The 22,071-nt window shown below is 69.8% G+C and carries 23 protein-coding genes; 14 read left to right on the top strand and 9 right to left on the bottom strand.

What is annotated here, in order from left to right:
• Positions 1-684: a DedA family protein gene (locus A5695_RS22975; RefSeq protein WP_068087733.1), complete on the bottom strand. Its 684-nt coding sequence runs from the start codon at positions 682-684 to the stop codon at positions 1-3.
• A 58-nt stretch (positions 685-742) separates the two neighbouring features.
• Between A5695_RS22975 and fbaA the strand changes: the two genes are divergently transcribed.
• Complete coding sequence (gene fbaA, locus A5695_RS22970; protein WP_068087731.1) at positions 743-1,777, top strand: class II fructose-bisphosphate aldolase; 1,035 nt, start codon at positions 743-745, stop codon at positions 1,775-1,777.
• A 78-nt stretch (positions 1,778-1,855) separates the two neighbouring features.
• On the opposite strand, the gene A5695_RS22965 is transcribed toward fbaA, so the two are convergent.
• Complete coding sequence (locus A5695_RS22965; protein ID WP_068087729.1) at positions 1,856-2,686, bottom strand: hypothetical protein; 831 nt, start codon at positions 2,684-2,686, stop codon at positions 1,856-1,858.
• A gap of 123 nt (positions 2,687-2,809) precedes the next feature.
• On the opposite strand from A5695_RS22965, the gene A5695_RS22960 reads away from it, so the two are divergent.
• Entirely contained in the window at positions 2,810-3,223 is a 414-nt protein-coding gene (locus A5695_RS22960; RefSeq protein WP_068087767.1) for a DUF3151 domain-containing protein, read from the top strand.
• A gap of 11 nt (positions 3,224-3,234) precedes the next feature.
• Here the strand turns inward: A5695_RS22960 and A5695_RS22955 are convergent, their stop codons facing one another.
• From A5695_RS22955 to A5695_RS22945, 3 genes are read right to left on the bottom strand one after another with little or no spacing between them, the layout of a single operon-like run.
• A complete protein-coding gene (locus A5695_RS22955) occupies positions 3,235-4,131 on the bottom strand; it encodes a cation diffusion facilitator family transporter (RefSeq protein ID WP_068087726.1) in 897 nt (298 codons plus the stop codon).
• Between the two features lie 40 nt (positions 4,132-4,171).
• A complete protein-coding gene (locus A5695_RS22950; protein WP_068087724.1) occupies positions 4,172-4,945 on the bottom strand; it encodes a site-2 protease family protein in 774 nt (257 codons plus the stop codon).
• Positions 4,946-4,954: 9 nt separating this feature from the next.
• The gene (locus A5695_RS22945; protein ID WP_068087720.1) at positions 4,955-5,584 is read right to left on the bottom strand and encodes a peptidase M50; all 630 of its coding nucleotides are present in this window, start codon (positions 5,582-5,584) and stop codon (positions 4,955-4,957) included.
• 289 nt (positions 5,585-5,873) lie between these two features.
• Here A5695_RS22945 and A5695_RS22940 point away from each other — a divergent pair, with 289 nt between their 5' ends.
• The 6 genes from A5695_RS22940 (at position 5,874) to A5695_RS22915 (ending at position 11,835) form a co-directional block, all read left to right on the top strand.
• A complete protein-coding gene (locus A5695_RS22940) occupies positions 5,874-6,752 on the top strand; it encodes a histidine phosphatase family protein (protein ID WP_068087762.1) in 879 nt (292 codons plus the stop codon).
• Positions 6,753-7,006: 254 nt separating this feature from the next.
• Positions 7,007-8,305 (top strand): adenylosuccinate synthase, encoded by a 1,299-nt coding sequence (locus A5695_RS22935; RefSeq protein WP_068087718.1) that lies wholly within the window; start codon positions 7,007-7,009, stop codon positions 8,303-8,305.
• Positions 8,302-8,940 carry a PaaI family thioesterase gene (locus tag A5695_RS22930; RefSeq protein WP_068087715.1) on the top strand — a complete coding sequence of 213 codons (639 nt, stop codon included), beginning with the start codon at positions 8,302-8,304 and terminating at the stop codon, positions 8,938-8,940. The genes A5695_RS22935 and A5695_RS22930 overlap by 4 nt, the downstream gene beginning before the upstream one ends.
• Before the next feature lie 29 nt (positions 8,941-8,969).
• Entirely contained in the window at positions 8,970-10,175 is a 1,206-nt protein-coding gene (gene purT / locus A5695_RS22925; protein ID WP_068087707.1) for a formate-dependent phosphoribosylglycinamide formyltransferase, read from the top strand.
• Positions 10,172-10,603 carry a rhodanese-like domain-containing protein gene (locus A5695_RS22920; protein ID WP_068087705.1) on the top strand — a complete coding sequence of 144 codons (432 nt, stop codon included), beginning with the start codon at positions 10,172-10,174 and terminating at the stop codon, positions 10,601-10,603. Before purT ends, A5695_RS22920 begins: the two co-directional genes overlap by 4 nt.
• A complete protein-coding gene (locus A5695_RS22915; protein ID WP_068087699.1) occupies positions 10,600-11,835 on the top strand; it encodes an O-succinylhomoserine sulfhydrylase in 1,236 nt (411 codons plus the stop codon). The genes A5695_RS22920 and A5695_RS22915 overlap by 4 nt, the downstream gene beginning before the upstream one ends.
• On the opposite strand, the gene A5695_RS22910 is transcribed toward A5695_RS22915, so the two are convergent.
• From A5695_RS22910 to A5695_RS22900, 3 genes are read right to left on the bottom strand one after another with little or no spacing between them, the layout of a single operon-like run.
• The gene (locus A5695_RS22910) at positions 11,832-13,211 is read right to left on the bottom strand and encodes an NAD(P)/FAD-dependent oxidoreductase (protein WP_068087697.1); all 1,380 of its coding nucleotides are present in this window, start codon (positions 13,209-13,211) and stop codon (positions 11,832-11,834) included. The genes A5695_RS22915 and A5695_RS22910 overlap by 4 nt on opposite strands.
• A 39-nt stretch (positions 13,212-13,250) precedes the next feature.
• The gene (locus A5695_RS22905) at positions 13,251-13,871 is read right to left on the bottom strand and encodes a hypothetical protein (RefSeq protein ID WP_068087760.1); all 621 of its coding nucleotides are present in this window, start codon (positions 13,869-13,871) and stop codon (positions 13,251-13,253) included.
• 44 nt (positions 13,872-13,915) lie between these two features.
• The gene (locus tag A5695_RS22900; protein WP_068087695.1) at positions 13,916-15,100 is read right to left on the bottom strand and encodes an acyl-CoA dehydrogenase; all 1,185 of its coding nucleotides are present in this window, start codon (positions 15,098-15,100) and stop codon (positions 13,916-13,918) included.
• Positions 15,101-15,168: 68 nt separating this feature from the next.
• On the opposite strand from A5695_RS22900, the gene A5695_RS22895 reads away from it, so the two are divergent.
• The 3 genes from A5695_RS22895 to A5695_RS22885 are packed head-to-tail and all read left to right on the top strand — an operon-like array spanning position 15,169 to position 16,912.
• Entirely contained in the window at positions 15,169-15,531 is a 363-nt protein-coding gene (locus A5695_RS22895; RefSeq protein WP_068087692.1) for a DUF3054 domain-containing protein, read from the top strand.
• 3 nt (positions 15,532-15,534) lie between these two features.
• A complete protein-coding gene (locus A5695_RS22890) occupies positions 15,535-16,398 on the top strand; it encodes an SAM-dependent methyltransferase (RefSeq protein WP_068087689.1) in 864 nt (287 codons plus the stop codon).
• 7 nt (positions 16,399-16,405) lie between these two features.
• Positions 16,406-16,912, top strand: coding sequence for a GNAT family N-acetyltransferase (locus A5695_RS22885; protein ID WP_068087684.1), 507 nt, complete (start codon positions 16,406-16,408; stop codon positions 16,910-16,912).
• Positions 16,913-16,931: 19 nt separating this feature from the next.
• Here A5695_RS22885 and A5695_RS22880 read toward each other — a convergent pair whose 3' ends face one another.
• Positions 16,932-17,672, bottom strand: coding sequence for an MBL fold metallo-hydrolase (locus tag A5695_RS22880; RefSeq protein WP_068087683.1), 741 nt, complete (start codon positions 17,670-17,672; stop codon positions 16,932-16,934).
• 34 nt (positions 17,673-17,706) lie between these two features.
• Here A5695_RS22880 and fgd point away from each other — a divergent pair, with 34 nt between their 5' ends.
• From fgd to A5695_RS22865, 3 genes are read left to right on the top strand one after another with little or no spacing between them, the layout of a single operon-like run.
• Positions 17,707-18,717, top strand: coding sequence for a glucose-6-phosphate dehydrogenase (coenzyme-F420) (gene fgd, locus A5695_RS22875; RefSeq protein ID WP_068087681.1), 1,011 nt, complete (start codon positions 17,707-17,709; stop codon positions 18,715-18,717).
• Positions 18,710-20,788 carry a phosphate acetyltransferase gene (gene pta / locus A5695_RS22870; RefSeq protein ID WP_068087676.1) on the top strand — a complete coding sequence of 693 codons (2,079 nt, stop codon included), beginning with the start codon at positions 18,710-18,712 and terminating at the stop codon, positions 20,786-20,788. Before fgd ends, pta begins: the two co-directional genes overlap by 8 nt.
• On the top strand, positions 20,781-21,938 hold the full coding sequence (locus A5695_RS22865) for an acetate kinase (protein ID WP_068087673.1): 1,158 nt from the start codon (positions 20,781-20,783) through the stop codon (positions 21,936-21,938). Before pta ends, A5695_RS22865 begins: the two co-directional genes overlap by 8 nt.
• Positions 21,939-22,071 lie beyond the last annotated feature (133 nt).

Here is a 22,071-nt window from a genome sequence, read left to right as displayed (position 1 = left end):
CTACTCGGGTGTCGTCAGCCGCTCAGGCTCCCGAGTGGCCGGCCGCCGCCGGCCCCGGTAGCTTCGCGCGGCCGCGATGAACGCCGGCATCAGCGACACGACGAGGATGACCAGCAGGATCTTCTGCAGGTTGTGGTGCACGAACGGCACGTTGCCCAGGAAGTAGCCCGCCAGCGTCACGCCGCCGGCCCACAGGATGCCGCCCACGATGTCGAAGCCCAGGAACACCGGATAGCGCATGTAGGACACCCCGGCGACCGGCGGGACGAACGTCCGCACGAACGGCGCGAACCGGGCCAGGATGATCGCCCACGGCCCGTATTTCTCGAAGAACGCGTGCGACTCGGTCACGTAGTGCTTCTTGAAAAACCGGGAATCTTCCTTCTTGAACAGGGCCGGTCCGATCCGCCGGCCGATGAAATAGCCGGTCTGATCGCCCAGGATCGCCACCAGGGCGACGGCGGGGGCCAGCACCCAGATGTTCGCCGGCGGATTCGGGTGCGCGGCCAGCAGTCCGCCGGTGAACAGCAGCGATTCGCCGGGCAGCAGCGGAAACAGCAGCCCGGTCTCGATGAAGACGATGACCAGGATCCCGGGCAGCACCGCGGAGCCGAAGACGCCGTCGGCACCCAACCAGTACATCGGATCGAAGATGTGGGGCAGGGCCGTCACGGTGGTGCTCACGATGCTTCAACATACCGGTGTTGCGATACTGGATGGGCCTAGTCGCCAGGAGGAGCCCATGCCCATTGCCACGCCCGAGGTGTACGCCGAGATGCTGGGCCGCGCCAAGGAAAATTCGTACGCCTTTCCGGCCATCAACTGCACGTCCTCGGAGACGGTCAACGCCGCGATCAAGGGCTTCGCCGACGCCGGCAGCGACGGCATCATCCAGTTCTCCACCGGCGGTGCGGAGTTCGCATCGGGCCTGGGGGTCAAGGACATGGTGACCGGTGCCGTCGCGCTGGCCGAGTTCACCCGGGTGATCGCGGCCAGGTACCCGATCAACGTCGCGCTGCACACCGACCATTGCCCCAAGGACAAGCTGGACAGCTATGTGCGCCCGCTGCTGGCGATCTCGGCCGAACGGGTGAGCGCGGGCGCCGATCCCCTGTTCCAGTCGCACATGTGGGACGGCTCGGCGGTGCCGATCGACGAGAACCTGACGATCGCACAGGAACTGCTCAAGGAGGCCGCGGCCGCCAAGATCATCCTGGAGATCGAGATCGGCGTCGTCGGCGGCGAGGAGGACGGCGTCGCCCACGAGATCAACGACAAGCTGTACACCACGCCGGAGGACTTCGAGAAGACCATCGAGGCGCTGGGCCACGGCGAGCACGGCAAGTACCTGCTGGCCGCGACGTTCGGCAACGTGCACGGCGTCTACAAGCCCGGCAACGTCAAGCTGCGCCCCGACATCCTGGCCCAGGGCCAGCAGGTCGCCGCGGCCAAGCTGGGGTTGTCCGACGGGTCTAAACCGTTCGACTTCGTCTTCCACGGCGGATCGGGCTCGCTGAAGTCCGAGATCGAGGAGTCCCTGCGCTATGGCGTGGTGAAGATGAACGTCGACACCGACACCCAGTACGCATTCACCCGGCCGCTGGCCGCGCACATGTTCACCAACTACGACGGCGTGCTCAAGGTCGACGGCGAGGTGGGCGTCAAGAAGGCCTACGACCCGCGCACCTACCTCAAGAAGGGCGAGGCCTCGATGAGCGAGCGTGTGGTGGAGGCCTGCGAGGACCTGCACTGCGCCGGGAAGTCCGTCGGGGCCTGATCCCGGCGAGTGCCCGGCTGGCCGGGCACTCGGCACCGAACGCCCCGCTGGCCGGGCACTCGGGCCATGAAATGTGCTCTAGCCGCTGGGGGACTGGCAGATCTTCCACTGGTCGTCGCGGTACTGCAGATCCAGGCTGCGGGTGGAGCGGACCTGTGGGTCGTAGGCCATGAACGTGGTGACGTTGGCCTCGGCGTGCTGGCCGTTGACCACCACCTGGTCGATGCTGGCGATCACCGGATACTGCCTGGCCGCCGAGACCCGGCGGTAGGTCTCGTCCCACCCGTGCTCGTCGTAGTCGGCGTAGCCGTCGCGGGTGGTGCCGCAGGTGATGGTGCGCAGCGTCGTCAGGTCGCCCTTTTGGATCGCGGTGTCGAAGCTTTGGATCGTCGTGCGGACCATGTCCTCCTGGGACACCTTCGTGTGCTTGCCGCGGGTGAGCAACACGGTGCCCAGGATCGCGATCGCGGCCAGCGCCAGCACGATCACCACCAGCGCCAGCACCCAGCCCCAGTTGATCTGCCGGGAGGTGCGCAGCTTTCCGCCAAGCCGGGGCGGGATCGATTGCGGCACAGCGGGTTTGGGGGGTGTTCCGAACTGCGCGGTCTGACCTTCGGGAGGTGTCGAGAAGACCTCGGTGGCGGGCTCCGGGGTGGTGGCGATCACCGTGGTCTCTTTGGCGTCGAACCCGGGCGCGGTGAAGCGGCGTTCACGCTGCTGGGCGTCGGCGTCGTCGCCGGGACCACCCGGCCCGCCGCCCGAATCGGGCCGGATCACGACGGTCTCGGTCTCGGCGTCGCTCGGTACCAGCGGGACGCTCTCGGTCGCGTCGTCGCCTGATTGCGCGGCCCATTCGTGCCCAGGCGCGTTCGGCGTGCCGCCGCGGTCGGGCTCGGGTGGCTGGGGCATGAGTACTGCTGTCCTCCGCTATCGGGTGGGGTAGTTGGAGAGCTTAGCGACCCGCCACCCTCCATGGGGTGATGGTCGAGGTCCGCCGTCCCGGCAAGATGCGGCAGCTGCAGAATGGGACCCATGACATCGCCACGAGACCTCCTCGGACCCGACCCGACCCTGTTGCCGGGCGATCCCGACGCCGAGGCGGAACTGCTCGCCGGCGAGAAGCCCGCGATCGTCGCCGCCGCGCACCCGTCTGCGTCGGTGGCCTGGGCGGCGTTGGCCGAGCAGGCGCTGGCCGACGAGCAGGCCATCACGGCGTACGCCTACGCCAGAACCGGCTATCACCGCGGGCTGGACCAGCTGCGCCGCAACGGTTGGAAGGGCTTCGGCCCGGTGCCGTATTCGCACGAGCCCAACCGCGGGTTCCTGCGCTGCGTGGCGGCGCTGGCCAAGGCCGCCGACACGATCGGCGAACCCGACGAGTACCTGCGCTGTCTGGACCTGCTCGACGATTGCGACCCCGAGGCGCGGCCGGCGCTCGGGCTCTAAAAGCCGGAGCCCTAGAAGCTTTCCGAACACTCCGCTTCGCCGGGCCCTTCGATCTGCACGGTCGCGTGCTCCAGCCCGCGCGCCGACAGCACGGTACGGGCGTCGTGCAGCACCCGGGCGGAGTCGCCGGTGCTGCGCAGGTGTGCGGTGCACATGTCCTTGCCGGGCGACAGCGTCCACACGTGCAGGTCGTGCACCTCGGTCACGCCGTCAACGGCGCCCAGCGCCGATCGCAGCTCCTCCACGTCGATGTGGGTCGGCGACGATTCGGATAGGATCCGCAACGCGTCGCGCGCCAGCGAGATCGCCCGCGGCAGGACCCACAGCGCGACCAGCACGGCCACCACCACGTCGGCGTACGGCCAGCGCGTCGTGACGGTGACGATGCCGGCGATCAGCACGCCCAGGCTGCCGACGCTGTCGGCGACCACCTCCATGTAGGCGCCCTTGACGGCCAGGCTCTGCCCGGAGTGTGACCGCAGCAGCAAAGCGACCACGAGGTTGGCGAGCAGGCCGGCCAACGCGACCACGATCATCGGCACGCCGGGGATCGACGGCGTCTCCCGGAGCCGCTGGATCGCCTCCCAGAGGATGAACAAGGCGACCCCCATCAGCAGCCCGGCGTTGGCGACCGCGGTGAACACCTCGGCACGGTGCCAGCCGTAGGTTCGCGACGGGGACGAGCTGCCGCGGCGGGCCAGCGTGACGGCGGCCAGGCCCATGAAGACGGCGACGACGTCGGTCAGCATGTGACCCGCGTCGGCCAGCAGCGCGATGGAGTTGATCAGCAGCGAGGTGGTCAGCTCGATCACGAAGAACGCCGCCAGGATTCCGGCGGCGACGAGCATGCGGGGGATCAGCCGGGACCCATCGGTCTCGGCGGGACTGTGGTTGTGGCCGGCGCCCATGGCGAGCAATCTATGCGGATTCACGCATATATGGCAAGGGTCAGAACCAGCGGCTCCAGAACCGCGTCAGCAGGTTGCCCGCCGACACCAGCCACGTCGGCACCCCGGAGAACTCGAACAGCCAGAGCACCGCCCCGAAGAACCAGTGGCCCGCCGGGAGCAGCAGGAACAGCAGGATGAACAGGCCCCACTGCTTGGCCGGTGCCACCGCGCGCTGGGTCTCGGGGCTCAGGTGCGGTTCGAGCGCGTCGTAGCCGTCCAGGCCCGGGATGGGCAGCACGTTCAGCACGACCGCGGTGAGCTGCAGGAAGCCCAGGAAGGCCACCCCGGCCCAGAGCACCGCGTGCGCCGGGTCGTAGCACAACCGCGTGAGCGTGAGCAGCAGCACCGCCAGCACCAGGTTGGCCGCCGGACCCGCGAGGCTGACGAGGGTGCGGCGGTTGGGCGTCATGAACCACGTCCGCAGGTACACGGCGGCGCCCGGCAGCCCGATGCCGCCCAGGGCGATCACCACCATCGGCAGCAGTAGCGACAGCGCGGGATGGCTGTAGCGCCGCGGGTCCAGCGTCAGGTAGCCGCGCACGGCGGCGTCGTGGTCGCCGAATCGCCAGGCGGTGACCGCGTGCCCGAATTCGTGCAGGCACAGCGACACCAACCAGCCGGCGATGACGAAGGTGAATACCCCGACGTACGCCAGCGGCCGCACGCTCGTGCCGGCCAGCCAGGCCAGCGCGCCGCCGGCCGCCGTCACGGCCAGCAAAGCCAAGAAGAGGGGACTGGGTCGCACCGATTCGCGCCGGGCGGGCAGGTTCACCGGTCGAAACTATCGGACCGCCAGCCAGCCTTCGACGTTGCGGTAGAACGTCGACCGGCGCGCCGGGCGCGGTGCGGGCACGCCGTCGCGCACCACCGTGACGCCGGTGCTGCCCAGCTGGACCGCGCGGCCGGCGACCCAGCGGCGCCGGCCCACCTTGGCCCGCAAGCCGGGTGGGGCGGCGGTCGGCTCGATCGACACCGCCGGAACGTCGCCGTCGAACAACACCGTGTCGTCGACGACCGCCTCGCCGCGGATGAACGGCGCGTGGTCGGGCGGCACCCAGCGCGCCCGCCCGACGACCACCGACCCGGTCTCGTCGCGCACCAGGGTCACCCGCCGAGCGGTCCCGCGCCGGGCCTGCCGCGCCGCCCGCCGCCCGGCGGGCAGGCGGTAGGTCCGGGTGGCACGGGTGCGCCGGCGCGGCACGTAGGCCACCTCGACGTCGAGCCGGCCGGCGCGCAGCAGCCGGGTCAGCACAGCGGCCAGGTCGGCGTCGGCGCCGAGGACCACCAGCCGCCGGTACGGGCCGATCGCGGCGTCAGAATCGGCCGTGTGGACCGGCAGGCCGATCAGCGAGCGGGGCACGCGGCGATCGCCGAACAGCAACACCGCTACAGCGCCATCCCCTTGTGTCACCAACAACCTTGTCTTCCAATACTTCTCGTTCGCGGGACGGCCAGACCGGCTGGGGTCCGGAAGATCTCGCCATAACGACACAGTCACAACATGATTCCGGACTGCGAAAGTTGTTGCGCCACCGCCTGGTAGCAACCGGATACTTTACTCCTGCCACGGGGTCAACGAATGGGTGGCCAAGAGAATGGAGAACTGCCATTCGCCGACTCACCGCCCACTTCTCAACCGCGTGAACCGCGCCGGCCACCCGCGTCCGTCGCTGGCGCGGCAACTCTGCCGTGTTGGCGCTCTGGCGGTTTCGGCTGTCCTGCTGTGCGTCGAACCGGCGACGGCGTCGGCCGACGAATCGATCGTGATCGACTTGGTGCGGCATGGCCAGTCGGAGGGCAATGCGGCGCGCGTGATCGACACCGCGGTGCCGGGAACGGTGCTCACCGCGCTCGGCCAGCAACAGGCGCAGAACATCGCCAACGCGCTGGCCGCACAGGGTCCGTTCGCGGGGATCTTCGCGTCGCAGCTGACCAGGACGCAACAGACCGCGGTGCCGTTGGCGGCCGCGTCGGGGATGACTGTCCAGGTACTGCCCGGGCTCAACGAGATCGACGCCGGCGCGTTCAACGGGCAACCGCAGCTCAGCCTTGCGGGGCTGGCGTACCTACTCGGTCCGGTGGCGTGGTTGTTGGGCCTGCGCATCGTGCCGATGCTGGCTCCGGGCTCCAGCGACGCCAACGGGTTCGAATTCCACAACCGCTTCAACGGCGCGCTGCAGACCATGTACGGCAACGCGGCGGCCGACGCGGGCCGCTTCAACGACTCCCTGCAAACGATCTACGGCGACGCCATGGCCAACCCGGTCCGGACCGCGGGCGGCAAGATCACCGAAGTGGCGTTCTCCAGCGAGTTTGCCATCGGCGTCGGGACGATGATGAGCGTCAAGAACCCCGATGTGCTGCTGTTGCTCTTCGATCCGCTGCCCAACGCCGGCGTGGTCGAGATCCAAGGCAGCCCGCACGACGGCTGGACGCTGGTCAGTTGGAACGGGAAACCCGTGTGGCACGGTTGGGCGGCCAAGAGGACCGATCGCGACCCCAAGCAGCCGCTATGCCTGATGCTGGACGCACCCACCGCCGGCGGGGTATGCGCTGCCAAACCGGGCATGACGCCGTAAGCCGCGGCCGTGGGGGACACGAGTCGCGATCAACCGGCCCTTGGCGCGGGTACGGCGCTCCCCGACGATTAGGATCGCCACGTGAGCGCGTCAAGCAAAGATGCCTCCAGCTACGCGCACGGTCCCGGGGCGATCAACCGAGACCCTGGTGCGGGCCGGCAGCTCGAGCCACCGGGTGATGCCGCAAGCCGTTGCAGCGCTGCGAGATACGGTGCGCTGCCAGTCGAACCACAGTAAGCAGGCGGGAGCAAGTCATGCCGGCAATCGTCCTCATCGGCGCCCAATGGGGCGACGAGGGCAAAGGTAAGGCCACTGACCTGCTCGGTGGGCGCGTGCAGTGGGTGGTGCGCTATCAGGGGGGCAACAACGCCGGGCACACCGTCGTCCTGCCCAGCGGCGAGAATTTCGCGCTGCACCTGATCCCCTCGGGCGTGCTCACTCCCGGCGTCACCAACGTCATCGGCAACGGCGTGGTGGTCGACCCCGGTGTGCTGCTCGACGAGCTCAAGGGCCTCGAGGACCGCGGCGTGGACACCACCAAGCTGCTGATCTCCGCCGACGCGCACCTGCTGTTGCCCTACCACGTGGCCATCGACAAGGTCACCGAGCGCTACATGGGCAACAAGAAGATCGGCACCACCGGCCGTGGCATCGGCCCGTGCTACCAGGACAAGATCGCGCGCCAGGGCATCCGCGTCGCCGACGTGCTCGACCCCGACCAGTTGACGCACAAGATCGAGGCCGCGCTGGAACTGAAGAACCAGATCCTGGTCAAGATCTACAACCGCAAGGCGCTGGACCCGCACCAGGTCGTCGACGCCTTGCTGGACCAGGCCGAGGGCTTCCGGCACCGCATCCGCGACACCCGCCGGCTGCTCAACACCGCGCTCGAGACGGGCGAGACCGTGCTGTTGGAGGGCTCCCAGGGCACCCTGCTCGACGTCGACCACGGCACGTATCCCTATGTGACGTCCTCGAATCCGACCGCCGGCGGCGCGGCCGTCGGGTCGGGCATCGGCCCCACCCGCATCACCACCGTGCTCGGGATCCTCAAGGCCTACACCACCCGCGTGGGGTCAGGGCCGTTCCCCACCGAGCTGTTCGACGAGAACGGCGAATACCTGTCCAAGACGGGCGGCGAATTCGGCGTCACCACCGGGCGGCGGCGGCGCTGCGGCTGGTTCGACGCCGTGATCGCGCGTTACGCCACGCGGGTCAACGGCATCACCGACTTCTTCCTGACCAAGCTCGACGTGCTCTCGAGCCTGGAGACGGTCCCGATCTGCGTCGGTTATCGCATCGACGGTGACCGCACCAACGACATGCCGATGACGCAGAGCGACCTGGCCCGCGCCGAGCCGATCTACGAGGAGCTGCCCGGCTGGTGGGAGGACATCTCCGACGCACGCGAATTCGACGACCTGCCCGCCAAGGCGCGTGACTACGTGCTGCGGCTGGAAGAGCTTGCCGGGGCCCATATTTCGTGCATCGGTGTCGGTCCGGGCCGGGAACAGACGATCGTGCGCCGCGACGTGCTGGCGGCGCGCCCGTGACGGCAGCCGACCCGAAAGGACTCGACCCCGACTACGAACACCACGGCGGCTTTCCCGAATACGGCCCGGCCAGCCCGGGCCCGGGGTTCCGACGGTTCGTCGCGGCCATGCGCGCGCTGCAGGACTTGGCCGTGTCCGCCGACCCCAGCGACGACGTGTGGGACGACGCGGCCGACCGCGCCGAGGCCCTGGTGGAGTTGCTGGGCCCGTTCCGGGCCGAGGAGGGCAAGTCGCCTGCCGGCCGCACGCCCGACCTACCCGGTGCGGGCAGCCTGCTGCTGCCGCCCTGGACGCTGACCAAGTTCGCGCCGGACGGGGTCGAGATGACCGGCTACTTCAGCCGGTTCCACGTCGGCGGCAACCACGCGGTGCACGGCGGTGTGCTGCCGCTGCTGTTCGACCAGATGTTCGGCATGATGTCGCACGCCGCGGGGCAGCCGATCAGCCGCACCGCCTTCCTGCACGTCGACTACCGCAAGATCACCCCGATCGATGTGCCGCTGACCTTGCGCGGCCGCGTGACGAGCACCGAGGGCCGCAAGGCGTTCGTCGTCGCCGAACTCCTCGACGCCGAGGGCGCGGTGCTGGCCGAGGCCCACGGGCTGATGGTGCGGCTGCGTCCCGGTCAGCCTTGACTCTTCGGCCGCGCACCTATCCTTGAGCGGTGACCGACGGACCAGACGACAAGACGAGCGTGCTCGCCGTGCCCTCGCAAGCGCCGACGGCGGTGGCCGACGTCCGGCCGCGGGTGGCGTTGCTGGGTTCCGGTGAACTGGCCCGGGAACTGGCGGTCGCGCTGGGACGCCTCGGCGCGCGGGTGATCGCCGTCGACGAGCGCGCGGACGCGCCCGCGCACTCCGTGGCCGAGCAGGCGCTGGTGGTCCCGATGACCGACGCCGACGAGCTGACCAAGGCGATCCGCGGGCTGCAGCCCGACTTCGTGGTCACCACCACCGACGCGGTCGCGGTCCACGCCCTCGAGGGGCTCGAGGGCCCGGAGCTGGTGCCCAGCGCGCGCGCCGTCCGGCTCGGCGCCGACCGGGAGGGCCTGCGCCGGCTGGCCGCCGACGAGTTGGGCCTGCCCACCGCGCCGTTCTGGTTCGTCGGCTCGGTCGGTGAACTCGAGGCGGTGGGCGCCCACGCCGGCTACCCGCTGCTGGTGAAGCCGGTGCTCGCGGGCGGCGGGCGGGGACAGTCGGTGGCGTCGGGGCCTGACGACATCGGGCCGGCCTGGCAGCGCGCGACCGGGGGCCGCGGCGAGCAGCAGCGGGTGCTGGCCGAGACCGTGGTGGATGTCGAGTTCTACGTCACCCTGCTGGCGGTGCGCACCGACGGTCCGCACGGGCCGCGGATCGACTTCTGCTCGCCCGTCGGCCACCGCGAGCCCACCCCAGCCGTGCTGGAGTCCTGGCAACCCCAGCAGCTGAGCACCGCGGCGTTGGACGCAGCCCGATCGATTGCCGCGCGCATCGTCAAGGCGCTCGGCGGGCGCGGCGTCTTCGGCGTCGAGCTGATGATCAACGGCGACGAGGTCTACTTCGTCGACGCCACGCCCCGCCCCGCAGACAGCGCCTGGGCCACCGTGTGCAGCCAGCGGCTGTCGGCCTTCGAGCTGCAGGCCCGCACCATCCTCGGCCTGCCGGTGGACACCATGATGGTCTCGCCGGGCGCGGCCCACCGGGCGGAACGCGCCGATCCGGCGCCCGCCGCGCTGGCCGCGGCGCTGGCCGTCCCGGAAAGCGACGTTCGCGCGCTCGGGCGGGGGTTTCAGGCGCTGGCCACGGCGCCGGAGGTGTCGGCGGCGCGCGACCGCGTCCGCGAGGTCGCGAACCGGCTGACCCAGCACGCTCGATACGATCCGAGGTCATGAGCACAGAGCGCGGTTCCTACGCCGGAGACATCACGCCGCTTCAGGCCTGGAAGCTGCTCAGCGACAACCCCGACGCCGTTCTGGTCGACGTGCGCACCGACGCCGAATGGCGGTTCGTCGGGGTGCCCGACCTGTCCAGCCTGGGCCGCGAGGCGGTCTTCATCGAGTGGAACACCTCCGACGGCACCTTCAACGCCAACTTCGCCGACGAACTGCGCGAACGGGTGCCCGAGACCGAGGCCGAACGGCCGGTGGTCTTCCTGTGTCGCTCGGGCAACCGCTCCATCGGTGCCGCCGAGGTCGCCACCCGCGCTGGCATCACCCCGGCCTACAACGTGTTGGACGGGTTCGAGGGTCAGCTGAACGCGCAGGGGCATCGCGGTGAATCAGGTTGGCGCGCAATCGGATTGCCCTGGAAGCAGCTATGAGTTCCCCGCCGGGGGATTCGGTCCGGGTGCCCAAGGCGTTGCCCGACGGCGTCAGCCAGGCCACCATCGGCGTGCGCGGCGGCCTGCTGCGGTCGGAGTTCGACGAGACCGCCGAGGCGATGTTCCTGACGTCCGGCTATGTCTACGATTCCGCGGCCGTCGCCGAGCGCTCGTTCACCGGTGAGCTGGACCACTTCGTGTACTCGCGGTACGGCAACCCGACCGTGACGATGTTCGAGGAGCGGTTGCGCCTGATCGAGGGTGCGCCGGCGGCATTCGCCACCGCGAGCGGCATGGCCGCCGTGTTCACGTCGCTGGGTGCGCTGCTGGCCGCCGGGGACCGGCTGGTCGCGTCGCGCAGCCTGTTCGGGTCGTGTTTCGTGGTGTGCAACGAGATCCTGCCGCGCTGGGGCGTGGAGACCGTCTTCGTCGACGGTGACGACCTGGCGCAGTGGGAGGAGGCGCTGGCTGACTCCTCTAAGCCCACCCGAGCAGTGTTCTTCGAGACGCCGTCGAACCCGATGCAGTCGCTGGTGGACATCGCCGCGGTGGTCGAGCTGGCGCACGCCGCGGGTGCAAAAGTGGTGTTGGACAACGTCTTCGCCACGCCTCTGCTGCAGCAGGGCATTCCGCTGGGTGTCGACGTGGTGGTGTACTCGGGCACCAAGCACATCGACGGTCAGGGCCGGGTGCTGGGCGGCGCGATCCTGGGCGACAAGGAGTACATCGACGGCCCGGTGCAGAAGCTGATGCGGCACACCGGGCCGGCGCTGAGCGCGTTCAACGCCTGGGTGCTGGTGAAAGGCCTTGAGACACTGGCGGTCCGAGTGGAGCACAGCAACAACTCGGCGCACCGGATCGCGGAGTTCCTCGAGACCCACCCAGCGGTGAGCTGGGTGCGCTACCCGTTCCTGCCGTCGCACCCGCAGTACGATCTGGCCAAGCGCCAGATGTCGGGCGGGGGGACGGTGATCACCTTCGCGCTGGACTGCTCCGACGACAAGGCCAAGCAGCGGGCGTTCGAGGTGCTGGACAAGTTGCGGCTGATCGACATCTCCAACAACCTGGGCGACGCGAAATCCCTTGTCACCCATCCGGCCACGACCACCCACCGGGCGATGGGCCCGGAGGGCCGAGCGGCGATCGGCCTCGGTGACGGCGTGGTGCGGATCTCCGTCGGGCTCGAGGGCACCGACGACCTGATCGCCGATATCGACCAGGCCCTGAGCTAACCGGCCTGCTTCTCGGCCGCCTCGATACGTTCGGCCGCGGCCAGCGTGCCCTCCTGCGCCTGCCGCTCCACCCAGTCGACCACCGGCCGGGCGTACATCATCTGGCTGGTGATCGCCATCTGGCCGCGGGTGCGGCCCAGGAAGGAGATGCCCCAGGAGAACATGGCGGCGAGGCGGTTGCGGAAGCCAACCAGGTACAGCAGGTGCAGCAGCAGCCAGGCCAGCCAGGCGATGAAGCCGCCGAACTCGAGCTTGCCGACCTTCGCCACCGCGCTGTACCGGGAGATGAGCGCCATGCTGCCCTTGTCGAAGTAACTGAACGGCTTGCGGGTGGCCGGGTCGTCGTCGCCCTTCACCGCGTGCTTGATCAGCTTCGTGACGTAGTGGGCCCCCTGGATGGCGCCCTGGGCCATCCCGGGGACGCCGGGCACCGACATCAGGTCGCCGATGACGAACACGTACGGATGCCCCTTGACCGTGAGGTCGGGCTCGACGATCACCCGCCCGGCGCGGTCGGTCTCGGTTCCATCGGACTGCTCGGCGACCATCGCGCCCAGCTCGCTGGCCTGCACGCCCGCGGCCCACACCTTGCACGCGCATTCGATGCGCCGCTCGGTGCCGTCGGACTCCTTGACGGTGATGCCCATGTAGTCCACCGAGGTCACCATGGCGTTCAGCTGCACGTCGACGTCCATCTTCTGCAGCCGCCGTTTGGCCTTGAGGCCCAGGTTCTCACCCATCGGCGGCAACACCGCGGGCGCGGCGTCGAGCAGGATGACCCGGCATTCGCTGGGCGTGATCGTCCGGAACGCCCCGGCCAACGTGCGCTCGGCGAGTTGCACGATCTCGCCGGCCAACTCGACCCCGGTCGGGCCGGCGCCCACCACCACGAACGTCAGGCGGCGCTGCCGCTCCGCCGGATCGGTGGCGACCTCGGCCGCCTCGAACGCGCCCAGGATGCGGGCCCGCAGCTCAAGGGCGTCGTCGACGCTCTTCATGCCCGGCGCGAAGGCGGCGTACTCGTCGTGGCCGAAGTAGGACTGCTGCGCACCGGCGGCGACGATGAGGCTGTCGAAGGGGGTCACCGTCTCCATGCCCATCAGGTGCGAGGTCACCGTTTTGGCCGTCAGGTCGATGCCGCTGACGTCGCCCCACAGCACCCGGACGTTCTTCTGCCGGCGCAGGATCAGCCGGGTGGTCGGGGCGATGTCGCCCTCGGACAGGATGCCGGTGGCCACCTGGTACAGCAATGGCTGGAACAGGTGAGTCGTGGTCTTCGAGATCAGGGTGACGTCGACGTCGGCCCGCTTGAGTGCCTTGGCCGCGTTGAGACCACCGAATCCGCTTCCGATGATGACGACGCGATGGCGCGACATGCTCACCCCCTTACCGTACGACCCCGCCGCTGGGCCCGGCTAGAACGGCCACCCGTTGGAGTTGTCCTTGAATTTGCCGTTGACCGCGGTGCAGAAGTCGTCGGCGGTGCCGGCCAGCAGCACGTAGTAGGTCTCGCCGCGGCGACTCTCGTAGGTGTTGGGGGTGCTCCAGCCGCTGTTGCACAGCGAGGTCTGCGTGCCTGCCGTGGCGCGGCGCCAGTTCGTCTTGGCGCAGCCGGCCAGGGCGTCGACGTTGGGTGTCGCGCTCTTGGCCGCGACCACCATCGCGCCTCCCCATTGGCCGTCGTTGCGCCGGAAGGCGCGCGCCCCGAAACCGGCCCCAGAACCGGCATTGTTCGTCTGACACGCCAGCGCGCGTCGCATCAGCGAGAAGGGCGCCGCCAGTTGGGAATTGGGGCTCGCCGCGGCGGCCGTGATGAATTGCGCCGCGTCCGAGCCGTCGACCTCCTGCACGTTGGGCGTGCCGAAGCTGAACAGCTGCGCCGCGATCCCGGCGTTGCTGCCGCCGCCGATGATCGGCCCGCCGCCGCTCGACGTCATCGGGGGCAGCGCGGCGGGATCGGCGCCGGCGGGCGGGATGCCGGCGGTGACGGCCAGCGCGAGCGTCGCGGCCAGGCTGCGGAGCGCGGTGCCGTTCATGCCCTTCATTCCAGCACGTGTGCGTAGCCGGCGCGACGGTCACCTCACCGGAAGGCGTCGCTGCCGGTGAACGCCTGGCCGAGCACCAGCTGGTGCATCTCGGGCGTGCCCTCGTAGGTCAGCACCGACTCCAGGTTGACCATGTGCCGGATGACGGGGTATTCCAGCGATATGCCGTTGCCGCCCAGGATGGTTCGCGCGGTCCGGCAGATCTGCAGCGCCTCGCGGGTGTTGTTCAACTTGCCGAAGCTGACCTGCTCGGGACGCAGGCCGGGCCCGTCCTTGAGGCGGCCCAGGTGCAGCGACAGCAGCTGGCCCTTGTGCAACTCGACCGCCATGTCGACCAGTTTCGCCTGGGTCAGCTGGAATCCGGCGATCGGGCGGCCGAATTGGGTGCGCTGCGTCGCATAGTCGAGTGCGGCCTGCCACGCCGAGCGCGCGGCGCCCATCGAACCCCAGATGATGCCGTAGCGCGCCTCGGACAGACACGACAGCGGCCCGCGCAGGCCGGTGGCCCCGGGCAGCATCGCGTCGGTGGGCAGCCGCACGTCGTCGAGCACCAGCTCGCTGGTGATCGAGGCCCGCAGCGACAGTTTGTGGTGGATGGTGTTGGCCGAGAAGCCCGGTGTCTTGGTGGGCACCACGAACCCGCGGACGCCGTCGTCGGTGGCGGCCCACACGATCGCGACGTCGGCGACCGAGCCGTTGGTGATCCACAGTTTGCGGCCGCTCAGCACCCAATCCGAACCGTCGCGCCGGGCGCGGGTTTTCATCGCGGCGGGATCGGACCCCACGTCGGGCTCGGTCAGCCCGAAACACCCCAGCAGTTCACCCGAGGCCATCGCGGGCAGCCACTCCTGCTTCTGCTCCTCGGAGCCGAAGTTCCAGATCGCGAACATTGCCAGCGACCCCTGCACCGAGACCATCGACCGGATCCCGGAGTCGGCGGCCTCCAGTTCGGTACAGGCCAGCCCGTAGTGCACGGCCGAGGCCCCGCCACACCCGTAGCCCTCCAGATGCATGCCGAGCAGGCCGAGCTGGCCGAACCCCTTGGCGAGTTCGCGCACCGGCAGGTCGCCGATCTCGAACCACTCCGCGATGTGGGGCAGGACGTGCTCGGCGCAGAACTGCCTGACGGTGTCGCGCACCGCGAGCTCGTCGCTGGACAGGGACGCGTCCAGGCCCAGGGGGTCGTACCGGTCGAAGGCGGGAGGTTTGCGGGTGCTCATGGTCTCAGCCTGCCACTAGCCGATACGGCGCCGGCCACCTCGGCGGCCGGCCCCGGTAGTCTCGCGGCATGCGGCGGCTGGTGTGGCTGGGCCTGGACGTCATCGGTGTGCTGCTCTTCTGCGCCGTCGGGCGTCGCAGCCACGACGAGGGCCTCAACATCACCGGCGTCGCCACGACCGCCTGGCCGTTCCTCAGCGGAACGGTCGTCGGCTGGCTGGCCTCCCGCGCCTGGCGACGCCCCACCGCGGTGGCGCCGACCGGGGTGGTGGTCTGGCTGTGCACCGTCGTCGTCGGCATGGTCTTGCGCAAGGCCAGTTCCGCCGGTGTGGCGGCCAGTTTCGTGGTGGTGGCGGCGTCGGTCACCGCGGTGTTGTTGCTCGGCTGGCGGGCGGTCGTCGCGCTGATGCTGCGGCGCCGGGCCCGCGCGTAGGCCATGGCGGCGACTGCGGGCGTGGCGGTGACCGCGGCGTTCGGCGCCGCCGCCCGGGCCGTCGCCACCAACGCGGGGCTGCTGAACGATCCGTTCGCCGAGCCGTTGGTGCGCGCCGCCGGGGTCGACCACTTGGTCCACGTCATCGACGACGCCCGGTTCGCCGCGGACGACGGCGGTGGCCCCCGGTTCTTGGAGATCTGCGCGGCGCACACCCGCTTCGTCGACGAGTTTCTCGCCGCGGCCGGGCGCGCCGGCCTGCGCCAGGTGGTGGTCCTGGCGTCCGGGCTGGACACCCGGCCGTACCGGCTGTGGTGGCCGCCCGGCACAACGGTTTTCGAGATCGATCGGCCCGAGGTGCTCGACCTCAAGGCCGACGTGCTGCGCGGGCTGGGCGCCGACCTGCGGGCAAGCCGGCGCGCGGTCGGCGCCGACCTGCAGCAGGATTGGCCGGCCGCGCTGCGGCGGGTCGGTTTCGACGCCGCCGCCCCCACGGTGTGGGTCGCCGAGCAGTTGCTGATCGGGTACCTGACGCCGGCCGCCCAGGACCGCCTGCTGCAGGCGGTCACCGCGATGAGCGCGGTCGACAGCCGGTTGGCCGCCGATCACCTGCCGACCTGGACCCCGTTGCAGCTGGAGGCGGAGCGGTCGTTCGTCGACGGCTGGCGCCGGCACGGCCTGGATGTGGACCTGGCCAGCCTGACCCATGCGGGCCAATACCATTACGTTCCCGAGTATCTGGCCGCCACCGGCTGGGCGACGATGCAGCGGAACGTCACCGATCTGCTGGGCGCGGTGGGGCTGCCCGATCGGCCGCGGGGCGAGAGCGAGTTCGTCCCGGAATACCTGACCGCCACACGGGTTTAGACGTTTCATGTCCGGTCCCAACGAACCAGCGCTGCGGTTCGTGTCGGCCACGCACGACGACCCGCTGGCGCGGCCGCTGCTGGCCGAGCTGGCCGAGGAGTACGCGCAGCGCTACGGCGGTACGCCCAGCACGCACCTGTCCTGGCTGCCGGTGCCGCAGGCCGAGCTGGCGCCGCCGGACGGCGGCCTGTTGATCGGCGTGCTGGCCGGGGCGCCCGTCACCGGCGGCGCGTTCCGGCGTTACGACGCCGAGACGGCCGAGCTCAAGCGGATCTGGACCGACCGCGCGTACCGGCGCCGCGGGTACGCCCGGATCCTGCTCGCCGCCCTGGAGGCCGAGACCGCCGCGCGCGGGTACCGGCGGCTCTACCTGATCACCGGCAACCGGCAACCCGAGGCCGAGGCGCTGTACGACGCGACCGGCTACACCCGGGTGCCCGCCGACCCGCTGCCGTCGTGGGGGCCGTTCGTGCCGATCGCGTTCGAGAAGTGGCTGGTTCCCGACGGCCGGTGAACGCCGGCGATTCCGCCGCTCAGCTTTCGGCCAGCGCGAGGGCCGCCGCCGTCGCCTCCCGGATCGGTCCGCGCCATACGTCGCCGTGCCCCGGCAGCAGTACCTCGGTGTCGAGCAGCGCCAGCGCGGACAGGGTGCGAATGCAGTCCTGCTGGCTGTAGCTGAAGATCGCCGGCAGCAGCTGCGGCCCGCTCCGGCGCAGCAGCGGGTGCCCGGTGATCAGGGCGTCGCCGCTGACCAGCACGCCGTCGACCAGATACGAGCAGTGCCCGTTGGTGTGCCCGGGACTGAAAACCGGCGCCGGTTGGCCGGGCAGGCTCGCGGCCAGCTCCGCGGTCAGCGGCTGGGCCGTCGGGATGCCGTCGCGGATCAGGCCGCCGCTGCGGACCACGTGGGCCGTCCACTTGGCCCACCGGGGGCGCCAAATCCGCAGCGCGACATCGACTATGGACACCTGCTCGAGGTACTCACGCTTCGCGTGGCCCACCTCGTCGGCATGGCAGTACACCGGGATGCCGTGCGCGTCGGCGAACCAGATGGCGGTGCCCAGGTGGTCGATGTGCGCGTGCGTCAACACGATGGCGCGCACGTCGTGGGGGCCGTAGCCCAGCGCGGACAGTGAGCCCAGCACGTCCTGGCGGTCGCCGGGATAGCCGGCGTCGATCAGCATCACGCCGGTGTCGTCGGTGACCAGCGTCCAGTTGACCGCGTCGCCCCGGGCGAGGTGCACCCGGTCGGTGACCTGAACTAGCTCCGCCATGCCCGCGAGTGTATGCGGGGAGTAGAAATGACCCGTGGCTGAACTGAAACTTGGATACAAGGCATCCGCCGAACAATTCGCACCGCGCGAGCTCGTCGAACTCGCTGTCGCCGCCGAAGGTCACGGCATGGACAGCGCTACCGTCAGTGACCATTTCCAGCCGTGGCGGCACGAGGGCGGGCATGCCCCCTTCTCGCTGGCCTGGATGACCGCCGTCGGCGAACGCACCAAGCGCATCGTGCTGGGCACCTCGGTGCTCACCCCGACCTTTCGCTACAACCCCGCCGTCATCGCCCAGGCATTCGCCACCATGGCGTGCCTGTACCCGGACCGCATCTTCCTCGGTGTGGGCACCGGCGAGGCGCTGAACGAGATCGCCACCGGATACGAAGGCGACTGGCCGGAGTTCAAGGAGCGATTCGCCCGGCTGCGCGAATCCGTGCGCCTGATGCGCGAACTGTGGCGCGGCGACCGCGTCGATTTCGACGGCGAGTACTACCGCCTGAAGGGCGCCTCGATCTACGACGTGCCCGAGGGTGGCGTCCCGATCTACGTCGCCGCCGGCGGCCCGGCCGTGGCGAAATACGCCGGGCGGGCCGGCGACGGCTTCATCTGCACCTCCGGCAAGGGCGAGGAGCTGTACAAGGACAAGCTGATCCCGGCCGTCAAGGAGGGGGCGGCGGCCAACGACCGCAACGTCGACGACATCGACAAGATGATCGAGATCAAGATCTCCTACGACCCGGACCCCGAGCTGGCGCTGGAGAACACCCGGTTCTGGGCCCCGCTGTCGCTGACCGCCGAGCAGAAGCACAGCATCGACGACCCGATCGAGATGGAGAAGGCCGCCGACGCCCTGCCGATCGAGCAGGTCGCCAAGCGCTGGATCGTCGCGTCCGACCCCGACGAGGCCGTGGCAAAGGTCAAGGACTACGTCGACTGGGGGCTCAACCACCTGGTGTTCCACGCCCCCGGCCACGACCAGCGCCGGTTCCTCGAGCTCTTCGAGAAAGACCTGGCACCCAGGCTGCGGCGACTTGGCTGAACCCTCGGCCATCTACATCGCCGCTCCGGAACCGGAGACCGGCAAGTCGACGCTCGCGCTCGGGCTGCTGCACCGGCTGACCGCGACAGTCGCCAAGGTCGGCGTGTTCCGGCCCATCACGCGCGTTCCCGACGACAAGGACCGCGACTACATCCTCGACCTGCTGCTGCAGCACACCACCGCGGGCGTGCCCTACGAGCAGTGCGTCGGCGTCACGTACCAACAGCTGCACGCCGACACCGACACCGCGATCGCCACCATCGTCGACGCCTATCACGCGATGGCCGACGACTGCGACGCGGTGGTGATCGTGGGCAGCGACTACACCGACGTCGCGCGGCCGGCCGAGCTTTCGGTCAACGCCCGGATCGCCGTCAACCTCGGCGCGCCGGTGCTGCTCACGGTCAGCGGCCGCGGCCGCACCCCCGACGAGGTGGCCCGCGTCGTCGAGGTGTGCCTGGCCGAGCTGGCCATGCAGCGCGCCCACGCCGCCGCGGTGGTCGCCAACCGCTGCGAACCAGCTCAGCTGGACGAGGTCGCCGAGGCGCTGGAGGCCTTCACCCAACGCAGCTACGTGCTGCCCGAAGAGCCGCTGCTGTCGGCCCCGACGGTGGCCGAACTCGAAAAGGCGGTCGGCGGAACGCCGGTCAGCGGTGAGGCGTCGCTGCGCGACCGCGAGGTCACCGATGTGCTGGTCGCCGGCATGACCGCCGACCACGTGCTGGAACGCCTGAGCGACGGCATGGCGGTGATCACCCCCGGGGACCGGTCGGACGTAGTGCTGGCCGTGGCGAGCGCCCATGGGGCCGAGGGCTTTCCGTCGCTGTCCTGCATCGTCCTCAACGGTGGCTTCCAGCTGCACCCGTCCATCGCGGCCCTGGTCGCCGGGCTGCGGCTGCGGCTGCCGATCGTCGCCACCGCGCTGGGCACCTACGACGCCGCCAGCGCGGCCGCCGCGGCCCGCGGCCGCGTCACGGCGAATTCGCAGCGCAAGATCGACACCGCGCTGGAGCTGATGGACCGTTACGTCGACGTCCCGGATCTGCTTGAGCAGCTTGCTATTCCGATACCCACCGTGACCACGCCGCAGATGTTCATCCACCGGCTCACGCTGCAGGCGCGGGCGGACCGCAAGCACATCGTGCTGCCCGAGGGGGACGACGACCGCATCCTCAAATCTGCCGGCCGGGTGCTGCAGCGCCGCGTCGCCGACCTCACCGTGCTCGGCGACGAGGCGCAGATCCGGCAGCGTGCGGGGGAGCTCGGGGTGGACCTCGACGGCGCGCAGGTGATCGACCCGCGCACCAGCGAGCTCCGCTCCGGGTTCGCCGACCAGTACGCCGAACTACGCAAGGCCAAGGGTGTCACCGCCGAGCACGCCCGCGAGATCATGCTTGACGCCACGTATTTCGGCACGATGATGGTCTACAACGGCATGGTCGACGGCATGGTGTCGGGCGCCGCCCACACCACGGCGCACACGGTTCGCCCGGCCTTCGAGATCATCAAGACCGTGCCCGACGTGTCCACGGTGTCCAGCATTTTCCTGATGTGCCTGCCGGATCGGGTGCTGGCCTACGGCGACTGCGCGATCATCCCGAACCCGACACCGGAGCAGCTGGCCGACATCGCGATCTCGTCCGCGCGCACCGCGGCGCAGTTCGGCATCGAGCCGCGGGTCGCGATGCTGTCGTATTCGACCGGCGAGTCGGGCACCGGTGCCGACGTCGACAAGGTCAGGACCGCAACGGAATTGGTGCGCAAGAGAGAGCCGCAGCTGCCGGTCGAGGGCCCCATCCAATACGATGCCGCGATCGAGCCGTCCGTCGCGGCCACCAAGCTGCGCGGCTCGCCGGTGGCCGGCCGCGCCACCGTGCTGGTCTTCCCCGACCTGAACACCGGCAACAACACCTATAAGGCCGTGCAGCGCAGCGCCGGGGCGATCGCCATCGGGCCGGTGTTGCAGGGCCTGCGCAAGCCGGTGAACGACCTGTCCCGCGGGGCGCTGGTCGAGGACATCGTGAATACCGTTGCGATCACCGCGATCCAGGCGCAGGACGTCCGTGACTAGCGCGGACCGGGCCGTACTGGTGATCAACTCCGGCTCGTCGTCGCTGAAATACCAGTTGCTCGAACCGGACTCGGGCGTGGCCCGCGCGACCGGCAACGTCGAACGGATCGGGGAGGGCTCGTCGACGGTTCGCGACCACGACGCGGCCCTGCGCCAAGCGTTCGATATGTTGTCGGAGCACGGCATCGACCTGGGGGATTGCGGCCTGGTGGCGGTCGGGCACCGGGTCGTCCACGGCGGCAACACCTTCTATCGGCCCACACCGGTGGACGACGCGGTGATCCGCAAGCTCGACGAATTGTCGGAACTGGCGCCGCTGCACAACCCGCCCGCGATCAAGGGAATCGAGGTGGCCCGCAAGCTGCTGCCGGACGTCCCGCACATCGCGGTCTTCGACACCGCGTTCTTCCACGACATGCCGCCCGCGGCCGCGACCTATGCGATCGACCGCGGCGTGGCCGAACGCTGGAAGATCCGCCGTTACGGGTTCCACGGCACGTCGCACCGCTATGTGAGCCAGCAGGCCGCCGCCTTCCTGGACCGGCCGCTGGACGGCCTGAAACAGATTGTGCTGCACCTGGGTAACGGATGCTCGGCGTCGGCGATCGCCGGCAGCCGGCCCCTCGACACGTCGATGGGCCTGACGCCGCTGGAGGGTTTGGTGATGGGTACCCGCAGCGGCGACATCGATCCAAGCATCGTCAGCTACCTGTGCCACACCGCGAAGATGCGCGTCGACGACGTGGAGTCGATGCTCAACCAGCGGTCCGGGGTGGTCGGGCTGTCGGGGGAGCGCGACTTCCGGAGGCTGCGCACGATGATCGAATCCGGCGATGCGGCAGCGCAATTGGCCTACAGCGTGTTCACCCATCGGCTGCGCAAGTACATCGGTGCCTACCTGGCGGTGCTGGGGCACACCGACGTCATCACCTTCACCGCCGGCATCGGGGAGAACGACGCGGCGGTGCGCCGCGACGCGGTGGCCGGTATGGAGGAATTGGGCATCATGCTCGACGAGCGCCGCAACCTCGGCGGCGGCAAGGACGCCCGGCAGATCTCCGCCGAGGAATCCCCGATCGCCGTGCTGGTGATCCCGACCAACGAGGAACTGGCCATCGCCCGTGACTGCGTGAGCGCGCTAACCGGTTAGGAAGCCGAGGCTCTTCCGTCCGGCACCCACCGACGGCGCGGGATCCGTCCCCACGGTCCCCGCGAGCAGCTCGTGGTATATGTCGCGAAAGTCGGTGGTGTACTTCAAGTCCCCGTTATCGAGGTCGGTCAGG

The sequence above is a fragment of the Mycobacterium sp. E1747 genome (assembly GCF_001667775.1).
In the GTDB taxonomy this organism is placed as follows: domain Bacteria; phylum Actinomycetota; class Actinomycetes; order Mycobacteriales; family Mycobacteriaceae; genus Mycobacterium.
Note: the sequence above shows the minus strand (reverse complement) of the source record. Positions and strands in the feature narration are given on the sequence as shown.